Source organism: Pseudomonas allii (assembly GCF_055380095.1).
Genome location: NZ_AP039450.1, coordinates 3133916 through 3152120, shown reverse-complemented (window position 1 = coordinate 3152120; position 18205 = coordinate 3133916). Strand labels below are relative to the sequence as shown.

Annotated in this window: 15 protein-coding genes and 3 pseudogenes; 11 read left to right on the top strand and 7 right to left on the bottom strand. The window is 59.7% G+C overall.

The window, feature by feature from the left end; all coding sequences use genetic code 11:
* The first annotated feature begins 121 nt into the window (after window positions 1-121).
* From ACZ445_RS14065 to ACZ445_RS14030, 8 genes and pseudogenes are all read left to right on the top strand, one after another.
* Entirely contained in the window at window positions 122-1636 is a 1515-nt protein-coding gene (locus tag ACZ445_RS14065) for an amidase (protein WP_058426054.1), read from the top strand.
* 81 nt (window positions 1637-1717) lie between these two features.
* Complete coding sequence (nthA, locus tag ACZ445_RS14060) at window positions 1718-2320, top strand: nitrile hydratase subunit alpha (RefSeq protein WP_058426055.1); 603 nt, start codon at window positions 1718-1720, stop codon at window positions 2318-2320.
* A gap of 41 nt (window positions 2321-2361) precedes the next feature.
* Complete coding sequence (gene nthB, locus ACZ445_RS14055) at window positions 2362-3024, top strand: nitrile hydratase subunit beta (protein WP_058426056.1); 663 nt, start codon at window positions 2362-2364, stop codon at window positions 3022-3024.
* The gene (locus ACZ445_RS14050; RefSeq protein ID WP_122304933.1) at window positions 3021-4265 is read left to right on the top strand and encodes a GTP-binding protein; all 1245 of its coding nucleotides are present in this window, start codon (window positions 3021-3023) and stop codon (window positions 4263-4265) included. Before nthB ends, ACZ445_RS14050 begins: the two co-directional genes overlap by 4 nt.
* 17 nt (window positions 4266-4282) lie before the next feature.
* Window positions 4283-5281: pseudogene (locus ACZ445_RS14045) on the top strand (PAS domain-containing protein); the annotation flags it as partial.
* Window positions 5282-5566 (top strand): annotated as a pseudogene (locus ACZ445_RS14040) (methyl-accepting chemotaxis protein); the annotation flags it as partial.
* 77 nt (window positions 5567-5643) lie between these two features.
* Window positions 5644-7284, top strand: coding sequence for an AMP-binding protein (locus ACZ445_RS14035; RefSeq protein ID WP_058426059.1), 1641 nt, complete (start codon window positions 5644-5646; stop codon window positions 7282-7284).
* 22 nt (window positions 7285-7306) lie between these two features.
* Window positions 7307-7627: pseudogene (locus ACZ445_RS14030) on the top strand (TetR/AcrR family transcriptional regulator); the annotation flags it as partial.
* A 342-nt stretch (window positions 7628-7969) separates the two neighbouring features.
* On the opposite strand, the gene ACZ445_RS14025 reads toward ACZ445_RS14030, so the two are convergent.
* Genes ACZ445_RS14025 through ACZ445_RS14015 form a run of 3 tightly spaced genes read right to left on the bottom strand, consistent with a single transcriptional unit; the run spans window position 7970 to window position 10752 of the window.
* Window positions 7970-8971 (bottom strand): NAD(P)H-quinone oxidoreductase, encoded by a 1002-nt coding sequence (locus ACZ445_RS14025; protein WP_058426060.1) that lies wholly within the window; start codon window positions 8969-8971, stop codon window positions 7970-7972.
* A complete protein-coding gene (locus ACZ445_RS14020) occupies window positions 8972-9304 on the bottom strand; it encodes a carboxymuconolactone decarboxylase family protein (RefSeq protein WP_034154073.1) in 333 nt (110 codons plus the stop codon).
* A gap of 11 nt (window positions 9305-9315) precedes the next feature.
* Window positions 9316-10752 (bottom strand): NAD-dependent succinate-semialdehyde dehydrogenase, encoded by a 1437-nt coding sequence (locus tag ACZ445_RS14015; protein WP_058426061.1) that lies wholly within the window; start codon window positions 10750-10752, stop codon window positions 9316-9318.
* 219 nt (window positions 10753-10971) lie between these two features.
* Between ACZ445_RS14015 and ACZ445_RS14010 the strand changes: the two genes are divergently transcribed.
* Window positions 10972-11898: a LysR family transcriptional regulator gene (locus ACZ445_RS14010; protein ID WP_116832068.1), complete on the top strand. Its 927-nt coding sequence runs from the start codon at window positions 10972-10974 to the stop codon at window positions 11896-11898.
* A 76-nt stretch (window positions 11899-11974) separates the two neighbouring features.
* Here ACZ445_RS14010 and ACZ445_RS14005 read toward each other — a convergent pair whose 3' ends face one another.
* Together ACZ445_RS14005 and ACZ445_RS14000 are read right to left on the bottom strand one after the other, a co-directional pair.
* A complete protein-coding gene (locus ACZ445_RS14005) occupies window positions 11975-12226 on the bottom strand; it encodes a DUF2790 domain-containing protein (protein ID WP_058426063.1) in 252 nt (83 codons plus the stop codon).
* A gap of 661 nt (window positions 12227-12887) precedes the next feature.
* The gene (locus tag ACZ445_RS14000; protein WP_058426064.1) at window positions 12888-13646 is read right to left on the bottom strand and encodes an SDR family oxidoreductase; all 759 of its coding nucleotides are present in this window, start codon (window positions 13644-13646) and stop codon (window positions 12888-12890) included.
* A gap of 168 nt (window positions 13647-13814) precedes the next feature.
* On the opposite strand from ACZ445_RS14000, the gene ACZ445_RS13995 reads away from it, so the two are divergent.
* Window positions 13815-15326 (top strand): MFS transporter, encoded by a 1512-nt coding sequence (locus ACZ445_RS13995; RefSeq protein ID WP_464708481.1) that lies wholly within the window; start codon window positions 13815-13817, stop codon window positions 15324-15326.
* Between the two features lies 1 nt (window position 15327).
* Here the strand turns inward: ACZ445_RS13995 and ACZ445_RS13990 are convergent, their stop codons facing one another.
* Entirely contained in the window at window positions 15328-16188 is an 861-nt protein-coding gene (locus ACZ445_RS13990; RefSeq protein WP_092250113.1) for a LysR family transcriptional regulator, read from the bottom strand.
* 802 nt (window positions 16189-16990) lie between these two features.
* On the opposite strand from ACZ445_RS13990, the gene ACZ445_RS13985 reads away from it, so the two are divergent.
* Complete coding sequence (locus ACZ445_RS13985; RefSeq protein WP_464708479.1) at window positions 16991-17407, top strand: VOC family protein; 417 nt, start codon at window positions 16991-16993, stop codon at window positions 17405-17407.
* 125 nt (window positions 17408-17532) lie between these two features.
* Here ACZ445_RS13985 and ACZ445_RS13980 read toward each other — a convergent pair whose 3' ends face one another.
* Complete coding sequence (locus ACZ445_RS13980) at window positions 17533-17994, bottom strand: anti-virulence regulator CigR family protein (protein WP_464708478.1); 462 nt, start codon at window positions 17992-17994, stop codon at window positions 17533-17535.
* Between the last annotated feature and the right edge of the window lie 211 nt (window positions 17995-18205).

Sequence of the window (18205 nt, the reverse complement as noted above, 5' to 3'; positions counted from 1 at the left end):
CCGTTCGATCACCAGAGATAGCTTAGTCACAGATCCCAGTCACGCGGACACCTTTGCAGGACCTCGCCGCGAGACATGTGCACAGACATTTGCCAGCCCACTTCAGGAAACAGGACGTCTCATGGCCATCATCCGCCCGACTGTCGAACAACTGCAGGACCTCGCCACCAGCCTGCACATACAGCTGACACGCGAACAAGCCAGCGAATATCTGGCGCTCATGCAACCCAGTTTCGATGCGTACGACCTGGTCGATGATCTGCCCGATTTCACACCGCTGGTTCGCTACGAGCGCAGCGCGGGCTATCGCCCCTCGCACACTGAAAACACGCTCAACGCCTGGTACTACAAGACGGAAGTGATGGGCGCCAGTTCAGGCACGCTGGCGGGCAAGACCGTCGCTCTCAAAGACAACATCGCCCTGGCCGGCGTCCCGATGATGAACGGCGCCGCGCCACTGGAGGGGTTTGTCCCTTCGTTCGACGCCACCGTGGTCACGCGTTTGCTCGATGCCGGCGCGACCATCCTCGGCAAAGCCACCTGCGAGCACTACTGCCTCTCGGGGGGCAGCCACACCTCTGACCCAGCCCCGGTGCACAACCCTCATCGTCACGGTTACGCCGCTGGCGGTTCCTCATCGGGCAGCGCTGCCCTGGTCGCCGCCGGCGAGGTGGACATCGCCGTAGGCGGCGACCAAGGTGGCTCCATCCGCATCCCGTCGGCTTTCTGCGGAACCTACGGAATGAAGCCAACCCATGGCCTGGTGCCCTACACCGGCATCATGGCGATTGAAGCGACCATCGATCACGTCGGCCCGATTACCGCCAACGTGCGCGACAACGCGTTGATGCTGCAGGCCATGGCCGGTTCCGATGGCCTCGACCCACGCCAGGCAGAGCCGCAGGTCGATGACTATGGCAGCTACCTGGGGCGGGGCGTGAGCGGGCTCAGAATCGGCGTCGTGCAGGAAGGGTTCGCGCTGGCCAATCAAGACCCACGCGTGGCGGACAAGGTGCGCGAGGCCATCGCCCATCTCGAGGCCTTGGGCGCGCAGGTCGAGCCGGTGTCCATTCCCGAACACAACCTGGCGGGATCGCTGTGGCACCCCATCGGCTGCGAAGGTCTGACCATGCAGATGATGCATGGCAACGGCGCCGGCTTTAACTGGAAAGGCCTGTACGACATCGGCCTGCTGGACAAACAAGCCGGCTGGCGCGAACAGGCCGACCAATTGTCCGCGTCTCTCAAGCTCTGCATGTTCGTCGGCCAATACGGCCTGACGCACTACAACGGGCGTTACTACGCCAAGGCCCAGAACCTGGCGCGCTTTGCCCGGCAAGGCTATGACAAGGCATTGCAGTCCTATGACCTGCTGGTGATGCCGACCACCCCCATCACGGCCCAACCGCACCCGCCAGCGCACTGCTCGATCACCGAATACGTGGCGCGTGCCCTGGAAATGATCGGCAACACCGCGCCTCAGGACATCACCGGACATCCCGCCATGTCGATTCCGTGCGGCTCGGTGGACGGCATGCCCGTCGGCTTGATGCTGATCGCCAGGCACTACGCTGAAGGCACGATCTACCAGGCGGCGGCGGCGTTCGAAGCCGCGGTGGACTGGCGCACGCTCTAAGTTTCAACCCTGCAAAACAATAAGAACGACCGGCACGTTTCAATCACTCCACAACCGCGTTGACTGATAGGAGAGACCTCAATGAGTCCATCTACGCCCACTTCTGCGAGCACCTCGACACCCGGCGAAAGAGCCTGGGCATTGTTTCAAGTCCTCAAGAGCAAGGAGCTCATCCCACAGGGTTACGTCGAGCAGCTCACGCAATTGATGGAGCACGGCTGGAGCCCGGAAAACGGCGCCCGCGTGGTCGCCAAGGCCTGGGTCGATCCGCAGTTCCGGGCGCTGTTGCTCAAGGACGGCACCGCCGCCTGCGCCCAGTTTGGATACACCGGCCCGCAGGGCGAATACATCGTCGCCCTGGAAGACACGCCCCAGCTGAAAAACGTGATTGTCTGCAGCCTGTGTTCCTGCACCAACTGGCCTGTGCTCGGCCTGCCGCCTGAGTGGTACAAGGGCTTCGAGTTCCGTGCGCGCCTGGTTCGGGAGGGCCGCACCGTACTGCGTGAGTTGGGCACCGAGCTGCCGAGCGACGTGGTGGTCAAGGTCTGGGACACCAGCGCCGAAAGCCGCTACCTAGTGCTGCCGGTACGGCCTGAAGGCACCGAGCATATGAGCGAGGAGCAGCTTCAGGCCCTGGTGACCAAAGACGTGCTGATCGGCGTCGCACTGCCCCGCGTTGATTGAGACAAACAACGCCCCATCGTTCAATTACCGGAGTTTCAATTATGGATGGTTTCCACGATCTCGGCGGTTTCCAAGGCTTTGGCAAAGTCCCTCACACCATCAATAGCCTGGACTACAAAAAGGTCTTCAAGCAGGACTGGGAACACCTGGCCTACAGCTTGATGTTTATCGGTGTCGATCAGCTGAAGAAGTTCAGCGTGGACGAAGTGCGTCACGCCGTCGAACGCCTGGATGTTCGCCAACATGTCGGCACCCAGTACTACGAGCGCTATGTCATCGCGACCGCTACCCTGCTGGTCGAAACAGGCGTGCTCACCCAGGCCGAACTCGACCAGGCGCTGGGTAGCCACTTCAAGCTGGCGAACCCGGCGCATGCTGAAGGCCGTGCGGCGATCACCGGGCGAGCACCGTTTGAGGTCGGCGATCGGGTGGTGGTGCGCGACGAATATGTGGCGGGGCATATCCGCATGCCGGCCTACGTACGCGGCAAGCAGGGCGTGGTGTTGCATCGCACCTCGGAAAAATGGCCTTTCCCGGATGCCATAGGTCACGGCGATACCAGCGCAGCGCATCAGCCGACGTACCACGTCGAGTTCCACAGCAAAGACCTGTGGGGCGACGCGGCAGATGAAGGTTTCGTGGTGGTCGACCTGTTCGAAAGCTACCTGGACCCGGCCGAGGGCCGTCCAGCGGTGAACGTGTGATGGACGGCGCCCAGGCGGGCCGACTGCCGGTGACCGTGCTTTCCGGCTTCCTCGGCGCCGGCAAGACCACCCTGCTCAACCACATCCTGCGCAATCGCGAGGGCCTGAGAGTCGCGGTCATCGTCAACGACATGAGCGAGATCAACATCGATGCCGCAGAGGTGCAGCGCGATGTATCGCTGCACCGTGGCCGCGATGAGTTGATCGAGATGAGCAATGGCTGTATCTGCTGCACGCTGCGCGCCGATCTGCTCGAACAGATCAGCGCGCTGGCGCGTCAACAGCGCTTCGACTACCTGCTTATCGAGTCCACCGGGATCTCGGAGCCGATGCCGGTCGCGGAAACGTTCGCCTTCCTTGACGCCGAGGGCTTCAGCCTCAGCGAACTGGCGCGGCTCGATACCTTGGTGACGGTGGTCGACGGCAGCTGTTTTCAAGCATTGCTGGAGTCACCGGACAGCGTCGCCCGCGACGATGCCAAGGCAGACGCGCCCAGACGCCCGCTGGCGGACCTGCTGATTGAGCAGGTGGAGTACGCCAACGTGATCCTCGTCAACAAGCTGGACCTGATCGACGAGCCGGCCTATCAGGCTGTGCGGGCGATCCTTGCGGGCCTCAACCCGACCGCACGGATCCTGCCGATGACCCAGGGCAACGTCAGGTTGGCCAGCATCCTCGATACCCGTCTGTTCGATCTACCCAGCCTTGCGGCAGCGCCGGGCTGGATGCGCAAGCTGGAGCCTGACAGCGCAACGGCGTCCGAGTCGGACACCTACGGTGTGACCTCCTGGGTGTACCGCGAGCGCGCACCGTTTCACCCCCAGCGCTTGCTCGACTTTCTCAAGCGCCCCTGGAGCAACGGGCGCCTGTTGCGCAGCAAAGGTTACTTCTGGCTTGCCAGCCGACACCTGGAAACCGGCTTGCTGGTGCACAGCGGCAAGCAATTCCAGTGGGACTATGTGGGGCATTGGTGGAGCTTCATAGCGCCGTCGCAATGGCCAAAGGACGAGTACCGCTTGCAAGGCATCATGGCCAAGTGGGACGGCGTGGTCGGCGACTGTCGGCAGGAGCTGGTCTTTATCGGCCAGGACCTCGATACCCAGGCGTTGCAGCGCGAACTCGACCATTGCCTGCTCAGCCCCGAGGAAATCGCCGCGGGCCCGGCGGCCTGGCCCGCCCTGCCGGGGGCGACGGCCTTTGACACCCGTGCCTTGTCGGCCAGCCCGACGGCTTCCATTTAACCGAGCTAGAGGTGTTTATGCTTTTTTTCAGCCGCACCGCCCGCTGGGTATTGGCGCCGCTCGCCGACAGGTTGGAGCAACCTGACCAGGCCAGCGCGCCCGTGTCGTCGAACAACCCATTACTGCGCCGCCTGCTGACCGGCGTCGACCACCTGCTGCAGGAGCGGCAAACCCTGAAGGCACAGGCACGTGCGCTGGCTGCGCAAGTCGCCCAATTGGAAGCACACCTGGCCGATCGTAACCAACAGACGCGCCAACATGAGGCGTACTGGGACCTAGTCAGCCAAGGCGCGGATGAACTGTTCTGGGCACTGGAACTGCAGGGCACCCCAGCCCCCGCGCCGACCTCTGCCATGCAGTGGGCGGGACCGACGTCGATCCAGGTCCAGGGGGTTGATCAACTGAGCCGATGGAGCGACCAGTTGCACCCGGCAGACCAGCCAGTGCATCTAGATGCGCTCACCCGGCATCTGGCCGATCGCAGTGGGCGCACGCCGTTTGCGTTGGACGTGCGCATGAAGCCTGTCGGTGACGGCGACTATCGCTGGTGCCGGGTCAGCGGAGTAGCGCGACGTGACGCACAAGGCATTGCGCTGGCCATCGGCGGCAGCGTGCGTGATATTCACGAGCAGCACCTGCATCACGAGGGCCTCGAGCTGGCGGCCACCCGCTTCGATATATCCCGGGAGATGCTGCATGACGGGCTGTGGGATATCGAGGTGGTGGCCGGCGACCCGGCGAACCCGAAGAACACCATTTGGTGGTCGTCACAAATGCGCAGGCTGCTGGGCTGCAACACCGTTGAGGAGTTCCCCAACACCCTGGAAAGCTGGACCTCGCGCTTGCACCCCGAGGATAGCGCGCGAGCCATTGCGGCGTTTGTCGCCCACGTTGAAGACCGAAGCGGCAAGACCCCTTTCGACGTTGACTATCGCCTCAAACACCAGAACGGCACTTACCGCTGGTTCCGTGGCCGCGGGCAAACGCGCCGGGCGCAGGACGGCTCCCCGCAGCGGGTGGTGGGCGCGATCACCGATATCCACGCCCGCCATGAAGAAAGCACGATGCGCGAGGCGCAGGCACAACAGCATCGGGTGATGCAGGACACTCTCAACAAGCTCACGCAGATTGTCGCCACCATCCAGGGCATTGCCAGCCAGACCAACCTGCTGGCGTTGAACGCCGCCATCGAGGCGGCACGCGCCGGCGATGCCGGGCGCGGGTTCGCGGTGGTCGCCGATGAAGTACGCAAACTCGCCACCCGCACCAGCCAGGCGACCCAGCAAGCGGCCGAGATGATGCACAACTGATCAGATGAACAGCCCACGCGGCAGGCGTGGGCCCACAACCTATTCCAACAATAACAATCGGGTGCGTTATGCGCGATTACACCTCAGCAGTGAACTCTTTCGACTTTCTACAATTGGCCGCCCGGGATTTGCACGGCGAGCTGAATGCCTTGAATGCCTGTATCGAATGCTGCGACCGGCACGCCGAGGGCGATGCCGTCGCATTGTATTGCGAAACGCAGGATGGCCGCGCCACGCGCCACACCTTCCGCGAACTGCAGGACCACGCGGCGCGTTTCGGCAATTTTCTGCGCGAGCAAGGCGTCCAACCGGGAGATCGTGTCGCGGGCCTGATGCCCCGTACGGTTGAATTGTTGATCGCCATTCTGGGGACCTGGCGCATCGGCGCGGTCTACCAGCCGCTCTTTACCGCCTTCGGACCCAAGGCCATCGAGCAGCGCTTGGGTTGTTCGAAGGCACGCTGGATCGTGACCGATGCCCTCAACCGCCCCAAGCTGGATGATGTCAGCGACTGCCCGCCCATCATCGTGGCCGACGGTGCCCCGGCGCATCCGAGCGATTACGACTTCTGGCGTACGCTGGATCAGTACCCGACGCAATGCACACCGCAATTGCTGGACGCCGGTGCACCGTTTTTGCTGATGTGCACCTCCGGAACCACGGGGCCGGCCAAGCCGCTGGAGGTGCCCTTGAGCGCCCTCCTGGCCTTCAAGGGCTACATGCGTGAAGCGATCGATCTGCGCGAAGACGACCGTTTCTGGAACCTGGCCGACCCGGGTTGGGCCTATGGCCTGTATTACGCGGTCACCGGCCCGTTGGCGTGCGGCCACGCCACGCTGTTCTATGACGGCGCTTTCTCGGTGGACACCACCTGCCGGATCATCAAAAAATACGCGATCAGCAACCTGGCCGGCTCGCCTACGGCCTATCGCTTGCTGATCGCGGCGGGCGCGGAGTTCGCCGGCGCGGCGCGGGGTCAGCTGCGTGTGGTCAGCAGCGCCGGCGAGCCGCTCAACCCACAAGTCATCCGTTGGTTTGCCGAACAAGCCGGCGTGGTCATCCATGATCATTACGGTCAGACCGAAATCGGCATGGTGCTGTGCAATCACCATGGGTTGCAGCACCCTGTGCGTGAGGGCTCGGCCGGTTACGCGATGCCGGGCCATCGAATTGTCGTGCTCGATCATCAGCACCGGGAACTGCCGGCCGGCCAGCCTGGCGTGTTGGCGGTGGACCGCGAGCGCTCGCCCCTGTGCTGGTTCGGTGGATACTTCGGCATGCCGACCCAGGCGTTTGTCGGCCGTTATTACTTGAGCGGCGATATCGTTGAGCTCAATGACGACGGCAGTATCAGCTTCGTCGGCCGCAACGACGACGTGATCACCACCTCGGGCTATCGCGTCGGGCCGTTTGATGTGGAGAGTGCTCTCATCGAACACCCGGCCGTGGTTGAGGCTGCCGTCATCGGCAAACCCGACCCGCAACGTACGGAGCTGATCATGGCGTTTATCGTGTTGAACCGTGAGTACCTGCCCAGCGCCGAGTTGGCTGAGGTGCTGCGCCTGCATGTCCGACAGCGCCTGGCCGCACATGCGTACCCCCGGGAAATCGAATTCGTCGAGCAACTGCCCAAGACCCCCAGCGGCAAGTTGCAGCGATTCATCCTGCGCAACCAGGAAATAGCCAAGCAGCAGGTACTCGCCACATGACCCGGCGGTGGAGGCTGGCGTGCTGAGCCGCTCGGAGTTCCAGCGCCGGGCGCTGGAGGTGTTCAAGGAGCGCAGTTTCAGCCAGGTCAGCATGCTTGAACTGGCGGCGCACGTTGGAATTAGCCCGAGAGCGATTTATCAACATGTACAGAGCAAAGAGGCAATGCTATTTGAATGGCTGATGGAGCTGTATCACGCGTTGTTGTCGCACGTTGACCTGATCAAAACGCGAAGATTGACGCCTGCGCAACGCGTGACAAAACTGATCGAAGGCCATCTCCAATTGCATGAACACATTACCGGGCACTTCAAGCTAGCGGTCATGGACGCCAATTGCCTGGGCGGCAAGATCTGAAATCCATCCGAATCCATCTTGGTCTCTGTCAGGAATCGCCACTCGCGATCGCTCGCAAACCTGATGCAACCGGGGGCAAAACTGGGGGCATATTTGAACTTTTTCTGCCTGAAAATATTGTTCTAGAGCCTAGTCAAAATTTTCTTCGGAAGCTCTGTCAACATGGAGCAGCTATGACTGACAGCTCTCGGCCAATAGCTGCCTGTCACGATTAGCCCGGTTGTCGCGATCAGCCGATTTAGAACGCACTGCTCAGAGGTGTTCCCCACACCCGTTGAAGGTGCCCACTAAGGGCACCTTTTTTCAGCTCTATCCCCAATGTGGCGAGACTTAAAGCAAGTCTTCAAGCTGCATCGTCAAAATGATTTTACCGACGTTTTCGGAAGACTCCATCCGGCGATGCGCATCGGCAGCCCGTGCTAGCCCAAAGGTGCTATCGACAACCGGCTCAAGGCTTCCGGCACCCTCGAAGCGATCAAGCCAGTGCTCGCGGAAGCGCTTGATCATGGCGTGTTTGTCCGGTTGCGTGCGCGACTTCATAACCGTACCAATGATTTGCAAGTGGCGATAAAGAATGTCCTCCAGCGCCACCGTGACGTTGCCGCCACCGCCGAGAATCCCCACCTGAATGAGGCGGCCGCCGCGTGCAAGGGACGCGACGTTGCGGGCGAAGTAGGGCTCACCGATAAAGTCGATGATCACATCGACGCCGCGACCCTGGGTTTTGTCGGCGATCACTTCAGCGAAGTCCTGCGTCTTATAATCGATCGCCACGTCAGCGCCCAAATGCTCGACACGCGCCAACTTGCTGCCTTCGGTCGTCGCATACACCGTGGCGCCGGTGGCGTAAGCCAACTGCACCGCGGCTGATCCGACGCCGCCGGCGGCCGCGTGAATCAGCACCGAATCGCCAGCCTTGAGTCGAGCCAGGTGCATCATTGCTTCATGGGCCGTGACGAAGACCTCGGGAATGGCTGCTGCGTGTACATAGTCTAGCTGCGCGGGGATGTGCATCGCCATGCGGTAATCGATGCGTGCCAACTCGGCGTAGGCACCGCCGCCGACCACGCCCATGACTCGATCTCCGACCTCGAACCCCGTCACCGTGTTACCTTTGCCGATCACTTCGCCGGCAATTTCCAGGCCGATGATCAGCGAGTCACCGAAATTCGGATGGCCGTACCCTCCGGTTCGGTGAGTCAGATCCGCACGGTTCACCCCGGCGGCATAGACACGTACCAGCAGGTCGTCAGGACGGACTTCAGGATTGGCGACTTCGACGAGTTCAAGGACGTCTGGCGCACCGAATTCTCTGATGTTGATGGCTTTCATTCAGTTGTTCTCCGTTTCGCTGAATGTGGCGTTGGCAATAGCAGACGCAGTGATGGCGCCAGGGAAGCCCACGTAGAACGCCAGGTGCGTGATGGCTGCCGCCAGTTCGTCTTGGGTCACACCGTTGCCAGCCGCACGGCGTAAGTGGGCAGGCAACTCTTCCGAGTGCCCAGCGGCAATCAATGCCGCCACGGTGATCAGGCTACGGTCGCGCGGGGACAGCGCCGGGTCACTCCAGATCTGCGGATAAAGCGTCGAGTCGACGAATTGCGACAGCTTTGGCGTGAACGCGCGCGCGGCTTCGCGAGGACTGCTGAAGTTGAGCTTGGACATGGGCAAGTTCCTTAAACCTGGCTGATGAATTTGTGGGTGAGATAGTGTTCGATGCCTTCAATGCCGCCTTCGGAGCCGTGACCGCTTTCTTTCATGCCGCCGAACGGGAGTTCGGTCGCGACGATGCGGTATTGGTTGATGCCGATCATTCCGGCCTCCAATCCGTCGGCGACATCAATGGCCGTGCGCGCGCTGGAGGTGAACGCGTAGGCCGAGAGTCCGTACGGCAGGCGGTTGGCTTCTTTCAGCCCATCGGCCAGTTCATCGAACGCCATCAGCACGGCAATGGGGCCAAAGGGTTCTTCGTGCATGACGCGGGCGTTCATCGGCACATCTGCCAGAACCGTGGGTTGAAAGAAGTAGCCTTCGCCTGACAAGGCTTCACCACCGACCAATACCCGTGCACCTTTTTCGACGGCATCGGCGACCAGTTCTTCCATTTTTGCCAATTGCCTTGGGTTGGCCAGGGGGCCGACCTGCGTGTCTGGATGCAGGCCGTCACCTATCCTCAGCGCTTGGGTCGCTGCGACAAAGTGATCGACGAAGGCTTGATAGGCGCCGCGCTGGATGAGAAACCGAGTAGATGAAATGCACACTTGCCCGGTGCCGCGAAACCGGTTCGCTACGCCTTCGATAGCGGCTTTTTCAATGTCGGCATCTTCGAACACCAGCACCGGTCCGTGCCCACCCAGTTCAAGGGTGATGGGCTTCACGCCTTCGGCAGCTCGTGCAGACAGCAGGCGCCCGATCGGCACTGAACCGGTGAAGGTCACTTTGCGAATGATCGGCGAGGCGATCAGATGGCTGGACACTTGATCCGGTACGCCGAAGACCACTTGCAGTACACCTTTGGGCAATCCAGCATCATCGAGTGCACGCGCAAGAGCCAGCGCTGTGGAAGGGCTTTCTTCACCGGGTTTGAGAATGACGCTACAACCCGCAGCCAGCGCTGCCGAGAGCTTGCGTGCCGGGGTGATGGCCGGGAAATTCCACGGTGTAAATGCGGCCACTGGGCCGATGGCCTGGCGTTTGACCAGTTGCAACACGCCGGGACGGTTGGCTGGCACCACACGGCCATCAATACGCCGGGCGCTTTCGGCAAACCATTCGAAATACTCCGCCGCGCGGGTCACTTCATCCAGGCTTTCACCCAGCGGTTTGCCTTCCTCCAGGGTCATCTGCGCGGCAATCTGCGGTGCACGTTCGAGGATCAGGTCGGCGGCATGCTTGAGGATCTTGGCGCGCTTGTCAGGCACGGTCTGGCGCCATTGCTCGAAGCTCAGGCGAGTCACTTCCAAGGCGTGATCAAGGTCGCCTGCGGTGGCGAGTGGGACGCGTCCGATTTCGCGGCCGGTAGCCGGGTTAACGACGGCGGCAGTATCGCGCCCTTCAGCACTGATCCATTCACCACCGATGAAAAGATAAAGCGGGTCGTAGGAGGTTTTCATGATGTGCCCTTCAGTTGGTTGTCAGAGATTCGAATGAAACCCGGCGCCTGTTCAGGCGGCCTGTGCAACCAAGTTTATGGAAGGAGGGCCCATTGATTTAGACGGGCCAAAAGGAATCATTGTTGTCGCCAGAGGTAATATCGAGCCGCGGGCCGAACGTGTAGCATCCGGAAAATGCGCGTTAGCACTGGTGAGTGTCAGATCTATAGGAAGGTCGCGATGGATAAGCTTTCGAACATGTCGGTGTACATAAAGGTTGTCGAGATGGGCAGTTTCACGGCCGTGGCCAATCATCTGGACTCCACGGTCGGTAACGTCTCGCGTGCTGTCTCTGCGCTGGAAAACGTGCTCGATGCGCGCCTGTTGCAACGCTCGACCCGACGCCTGTCGGTCACCGATGCGGGGCGACGATTCTATGAGCGCTGCACGAAAATTCTCGCTGATCTGGAGAGTGCCGAAGCCGAAGCCAGCAATGCCGCCCTGGAGCCTCGGGGAACACTGAGGGTGCATTGCGTACCCGGGCTGGCTCGGCATTTGGTCACCGGGGCCGTGCTGGAATACCGTCAGCAATTCCCGGAAGTGACCGTGGATTTATTGCTCTCGCAACGTATGCCTAACCTGTTGGAAGACCAACTGGACGTCTCGATTCTGATCGCCCGAGCGTTACCCGATTCGGCGTATGTCAGCCAAAAAATTGGTGTCAGCCATTGTGTGCTGGTGGCGTCGCCAGACTACCTGGCTCGGAATGCGGCCCCCGAGACGCCTGAAGATCTGCGCGATCACCAGTGTTTGCTGTTGGGTACCGTTGACTATGTGCGGGATGAGTGGCAGCTGAAAAGCAAGGCAGGAGACGCGACATTTGTCCCGACAGGGCCAAGTTTCAGCGTCAACGATATGGATGCGATGGCATATGCCATTCGAGATGGGGCGGGGATTGGCTTGCTGGCCGGGTTCACGGCCGTCGACGATTTGCGTTGCGGCAAGCTCGTGCGGGTTTTGCCTGACTACCATACCTATGAGCGCAACGTGTACGCCGTCTATACCTCTCGGCAGTTTGTCGATGCAAAAATCACGCGGTTTATTGAAACGCTGAAAGATCGGGTTGGCAGTCAACTGGCCGCCACGGCCAAAGAACTGATCGATTGAAATGCCACGGAGCAAAAAGGTATTTGCGCCTCGATGAAACAACGCTTCGAGGCGCAATGATTGGCGAACAGCTTGGTTATCCCTGGCTGCAACGGCCCATGACGTTATAGGCCAATACGTGCTGTTTGCCTTGTGAATCCTGGTAGGTCATGTGCGTCGGCACTACAGCGCAAACATCTGGCACCGGGTCTTCAGAGATGACCTTGGCGACATCAAGGTGGCTGCCATAACCGTATTGCTCTACAGGCTGAGTATTTGCAGCGCCGTCCTGTGCCGCTACCACAGAGCTGAAGCCCAAGAGTGCGACGATGATCATTGCCGTTTTCATAATGAGATTTCCTAAAGTAAGTGTGATGTTGCTAGCAGGACGTACTTTAGGTTCGAGGGTTTTCTGGAAACAGGAGCGAATCAGGGAAAGACTTTTCTAAATTCCGAACACAATGTGGGGATGTCTGACGTAAAGGCAATTCGTCTGTGACCGTCCGCTATTGGCCGGGATCCCCTGAGTTCAAAACCGAATCAGCGGCAAATTTTGGCTCGTTAAGTTGATTGTCACATCCTGAACATTCCGCAAATCAACCTTCTCTGAGTTTACTCATGTTCTGATCTTGGCTTGGTGCAAACCTCTCCTCACCCGCTACGGGTACCCAGCCGTTCAGCGGTGTCAGGAAATGCAGTTCAACACGACGTGACAGGAACGCCCATTTTCCGTTCCGACGTTCAAACCTGTCGTGATACAACCCGCTGACTTGGACCGGGCCTTTTTCAGTGTCGACTCTTCGTGTCAGATTCCGCTCAGGAGCAACACGTCGATGCGATCAAAGGCATTGGCGTAGGCGCTGATCAGCGACTCGATGGCGGCGCGACCTCCAGGGCGTCCAGTCGGGTGTTCAATTCTTCACTATTCATGTCGAGGTGTCCTGCGGGGGGCTTCGCAAAAGCGAAAAAAGCAACCCTCTGCAAGGGTTGCACCAGGTTCGATCGGGAGGTCAGATTTGCGACAGCCCGCCGTCGACCATCAGTTCCACCCCGTTGACATATTTCGCATCGGCGGATGCGAGGAACAGCGCTGACGAGGCGATTTCTTCAGGTTGGGCCATGTACCCCAGCGGAGTGATCTGCTCGACATGGTGGCGCAGCGCGGCAATGTCGCTTTCGCTCATCTTCAAGCCGTTGTCCATCAAGGGGGTACGGGTGAAGCCAGGGCTCAGGACATTCGTTCGGATCTTGCGGCCTTTGAGTTCGTTGGCCCAGGTCCTGGCGAAGGACCGCACGGCAGCCTTGGATGCGTTGTAGAGGCTCAGTCCTTCCATCCCATTGCTGGAGCAGATAGACGCCGTCAGCACAATCGAAGCGCCGTTTTTCAACAAAGGCATCAACGTCTGCACAGTAAAAAACACGCCCTTCACGTTAATGTCGAAGAGGTTGAAGTACGCCGCCTCGGTGGTCTCGCCCAGCGGGTTCTTTTCGCAAATACCCGCGTTGGCAAACACTGCGTCCAACTGATCGTTGCGCCCCTCAATCGTCGCCTTGAGCTGATCGAGATCAGCCTGGCGCGCGACATCGGAAATAACCGCGATCGCTCTATCGCCAAGCCTGGCCACCGCAGCCTCCAGCGTGGCTGCAGAACGCCCAGTGATGTAAACACGCCTGGCGCCCTCTGCAATCAAACCCTGCGCAATCGCATACCCGATCCCGGTGGATGCGCCGGTGACCACTGCCACCTGACCAGCGAATTTACCTGACATATCTGACTCCTCAGTCTCGTTTGTGTGGACCGACTGGAACCACAGTGCGGCCATTTTGAGAGGAATCAGGCACTCGACGGCACTGCCATAAATGAACGCTGGGCGTTCAATTTTGTGAGGCGTCAGCCCAAGTTTGATCGTTTAGATTGGGCCCCATTGATTCGGAGCATGACCCGCCATCGTGAATATTCTGGAACCGAAGGGTTCCAGGCAGGAGACCTTATGCCACAGACAAAAAACGTCCTACCGGAACCGCGGCGCTGGTTGATGTTCGCCATCTTATTGGTCGGTGCGTTTTTACCGCCGCTGGATTTTTTCATCGTGAACGTGGCGCTGCCCTCGATCCAGCAATCGCTCGACACGGCCTCCTCCGCCGAACAGTTGATCATTTCCTCGTACGCGGCGCTTTATGCCGTGACACTGATTACCGGCGGACGGCTGGGTGATATCTACGGTCGCATGAGAATGTTTTTCCTTGGCCTGGTTGGTTTCACAGGTGCCTCTCTGATCTGCGGCGTCGCCGAGTCACCTTGGGTGTTGATCGCCGGACGTTCGCTGCAAGGCGTGACGGCGGCCGTCATGGCGCCCCAGGCACTCGCTTCTGCGCAGGCTATGTTTCCCGAGTCCGAAAAGCCCTTGGCGCTGAGTCTCTATGGCGCGGTCTTTGGACTGGCGTCGGTAGCCGGCCAGGCACTTGGCGGGATATTGATAGCGCTCGACTTGATGGGCTTGGGGTGGCGGGCGATATTTCTGGTTAATCTACCGATTGCGTTGCTGGTCATTCTGATCGCCATTCCCGTGGTCAGGGAAAGCCGCGCGCAACAGACAAGCAAGCTGGATCTGGGTGGAACCGTCCTGTCCATGGCGACCCTTGGGGCGCTGATCGTTCCATTGATCAAAGGGCGTGAAGCCGGCTGGCCCTTGTGGACCTGGCTGTCGCTTGCGGCAGTACCGCTGCTGGGCTGGCTGTTCTGGCGCTACGAAGCCCGTTTGCACCAGGCGCAAGGCGCACCGTTGCTTGATCCTGTCGCATTGCGCACGCCTGGGTTGGGCCGGGCACTGCTCGTCGCCCTGACCCTCTACGCAATCGGCGTGTTTTTCCTGCTGTTTTCCATGTATTTACAGGGAGCGCTGCATACGAGCCCACTCAATGCAGGCCTGATCTTCCTTCCTTTTGGCGCGGGATTTTTGCTGGGCCCGCTTTCCACCCCTCAATTCAGGCGTTTCCTGGGGGCTTACGTGAACCCCGTTGGAATGGGGCTTGAGGTGCTGGGGTTCGTGCTCTTGGCCTGGCTCGTGGCGCACACACCGGTGGCCGTCACGCCCCCTGCGCAGCCCCTCGCCGTCATTCTGTTTCTGATCGGTTTCGGACAAGGACTGGCCCTGCCGACATTGATGCGAATGATCACAGGACGCGTGGCGCCCGCGTATTCCGGCATGATTGCGGGCATTGCCAGTTCTACCCTGCAAATCAGCACATCACTGAGCGTGGCGATAATAGGCGGCATTTTCTACACCCTCCTGGGCACGGATACGGACGCGGCCGCCATCACTCACGCCTTCACCGTTTCCGTACTCTGCATCGCGGCATGCCTGGCCTTGGGCGCAGGACTCAGCCTAAGCCTGGCGCGCCAACCGGCTGCGCAATTGCAAACGGCAGCCCTGCGCCCAGTAGAGTGAATCATCGGCCCTGCTGCGAGCCGATCATGCTCGAGGCAAGGTCGGCAAGGGCACGAAGACTGTCCATCTGCCGCATGTCCTGGTGGTAACCCATCCAGATGTCGCGACCCGGTGGCGGTTCATGCGGATCAATCAGCCGCAGCGCCGTCAACTGGTCGCCCAGGACGCGGGGCAATACGGCGACACCCTGCCCTTGCGCGCACATGTGCGCCTGGGCGGTGCGGCTGCTACTGGTGAACACCTTACGGGCCAGAGGGTAACGCTGCTGCAGCCATTGCACATCGGGATAGTGAGACTGGGCAACACTCATGGTGATCAAACCGACCCCGTCGCCCTGCGGCTCGGGGTCAGCGGATCCGACTGCCGCGTATAACCCGTAGCTCAAGGTAGTCAGTTTGCGGTGGACAATATCGGGTTCGGTGAAAGGAACGATCCGAAAGGCAATGTCGGCATCGCGACGAGCCAGGTCAAACAATCGATGCCCTGCGATGACCTCGGGCACGATCAGCGGATAACGTCGTCCCAGTTCATTCAGGACCGGGGCCAGCACATAACAGGCGAACCAGTCGGCGCAAGAAATGCGCAACACACCTTCTGGCTGTGCGCTGTCCCCCGCAAGGCGCCTTTCGATTGCCAAGGCACTTTGCTCCATTTCCTGCGCCAGACTGAGCAGCTTTTCTCCGCTGTCGGTCAGAACCAGACCCTGGGTGGTACGCAGGAAAATGGGTTGGCCACTGGACTGCTCAAGCACCTGCAAGCGTCGCCCCACGGTCGGATGGCTGACACCCAACTGCTTGGCGGCAGCGCCCAGCGACCCGCTGCGGGCAATCGCGAGAAAGACCCGCACATCACTCCAGTCCATGCGTTACCCCGTACAAAAAAGAACTGTGAGAGTGCTGCAATGGCACTGCCGTAGCAATCCCAGGCCCGACATACTGCTCTGCATACACCTTCGTTGAAACACCAACCGGGGACTGCAAATGTCGACTTTCGGGAGTCGCGTACGACCACTTCAACCTGACCGCAGGACCCTGACGTTCATTAAATCAAACACTGAAAAGCTTCCACAGTATCGCGTAAGGCATCTCATCATCAGCAATGTCATGCGACCGAAAATAATAAACAGCCGATGCGCTTTCCAAGCCCTTATGAACAAATGCACCGTCAGACATGACACGATAAGAGGCTTACTCCATTAACCTGTCAGAACCAAGAGCGCCAAGCGCCTCTTTTATCTGACGGTAGGTCGCACCCGCCCCAACTGGAAGCAATTCAGCCGGCGGTTGGCATACAGCCAGGTCATCATTTTCAACATCCCTGTAGTAGGCCCTTCGAAATGCAGCCTCACTGCTGGCCCAGTAGAGGGATAGCAAACTCAGTTTTTCCTCTCCCTCAACAGAACAGGCGTCAGCTTAAAAATATTGATTATCTGAAATCTTGTACGCGCAGTCGTCCATGGCGAGCACGCGTTGTTCCCGTAGATCAACGACGCCCCCCGCCTTCGACCTGCACAGCGACGACCACTCTTTCACGTTATCTGCCTCTAGCCTATTGCGGCCATTTGAATATCCGGCCTTCGCCCCTGCCAGCCTTGAGTGCACTCAAACTGCGGCTACCCTGAACACTGTCCCATTCGATAACGGCAAGCATCAGGAGTGATGGAAATGCGCAGTTTTACCCTTCAACGTATCGATCATGTTGTTTTGCGGGTCAAGGACATTGAGCGCAGCCTGGCGTTCTACACATCCGTGCTGGGGTGTGATGTCAAAAAACGCCGTGACGACCTCGGCATGATTCACCTGAGCGCTGGCACATCCATGATTGACCTGGTTGATGTGAACGGGCCGATCGGGCGTCAGGGTGGGCAGCCGCCGGGCAAGCAAAGACACAATGTCGATCACGTTTGCCTGCGAGTCGAGCCGTTCGATGAACAGGCCATTCTCCAGCACCTGGCGGCAGCCGGGGTATCCGCTGAAGCGGCCGTGATGCGGTATGGCGCGGAGGGAACCGGGTTATCGATGTATCTCAATGATCCTGATGATAATCAGATCGAGTTGAAAGGCCCTGCGGTGCAGGCCTGATGGCTGAAAAGCGTCGAGCCTGAGTCATCATCCGACTGCGCCAGTGAACTTGTGCACGCACCCTTCCCGGTAAATTCAATCTGTTCGACCGCGTTGCGGCGCCCCCATCGTCAGGCTTCGGCGCCCTAATCGAAAGCCCCCTCGAGCACCTCATAAATGAGGCCGGAAGCAATAGCCACGAGGATCAAATCGGTGCCCGCCTGCCGCCATTCGTAGCCGTCATAATGGGGCAGCCTGCCCAGCAGGCGCCCATCGAGCTTCTTGGCAATGCCTGGAGGCAGCGGTTTGCCTCGCGCTAACTTCTTCTGTATGCCAGGCGGCAGTGATGGGCCTGGGCTCCAATAGTCACGATAGCCACCAAGCACCCCCAGGATGCCGCCACGGTCGATACTGGGGCCGTGCCCCCTATCATCGGCGTCTGCGCCTTTGCCCTTATGATCCTGGCTGCCATGACCCTGGCCGCCTTGTGCGTTGCCCTTTGCGGAACCCTGGCCCTTGCCATTGCCAGGGTCGGCCACCGCCGCCACTGAGCCCAGGGTCAAAGCGAGGCACGTAACAGCAACCGCCAGCGTGCGGGGTTTGAACATGATCGTCTTCTCCGTAATGGAACCTCCCCTGGAATGTAGTCGACATTGGCGATAAGCAGCGCGCCTGTTTCTCACATAATAAAAATAGGTAATTTTATTTCAGATATAAATAATATTAACTGATAATTAGCTTATTCCAAAAAAGACTTTCCACAAGGTTTTTTATAGATATATCTTCATTTCACAGACCGACCCCATACCTGGCGGAGGA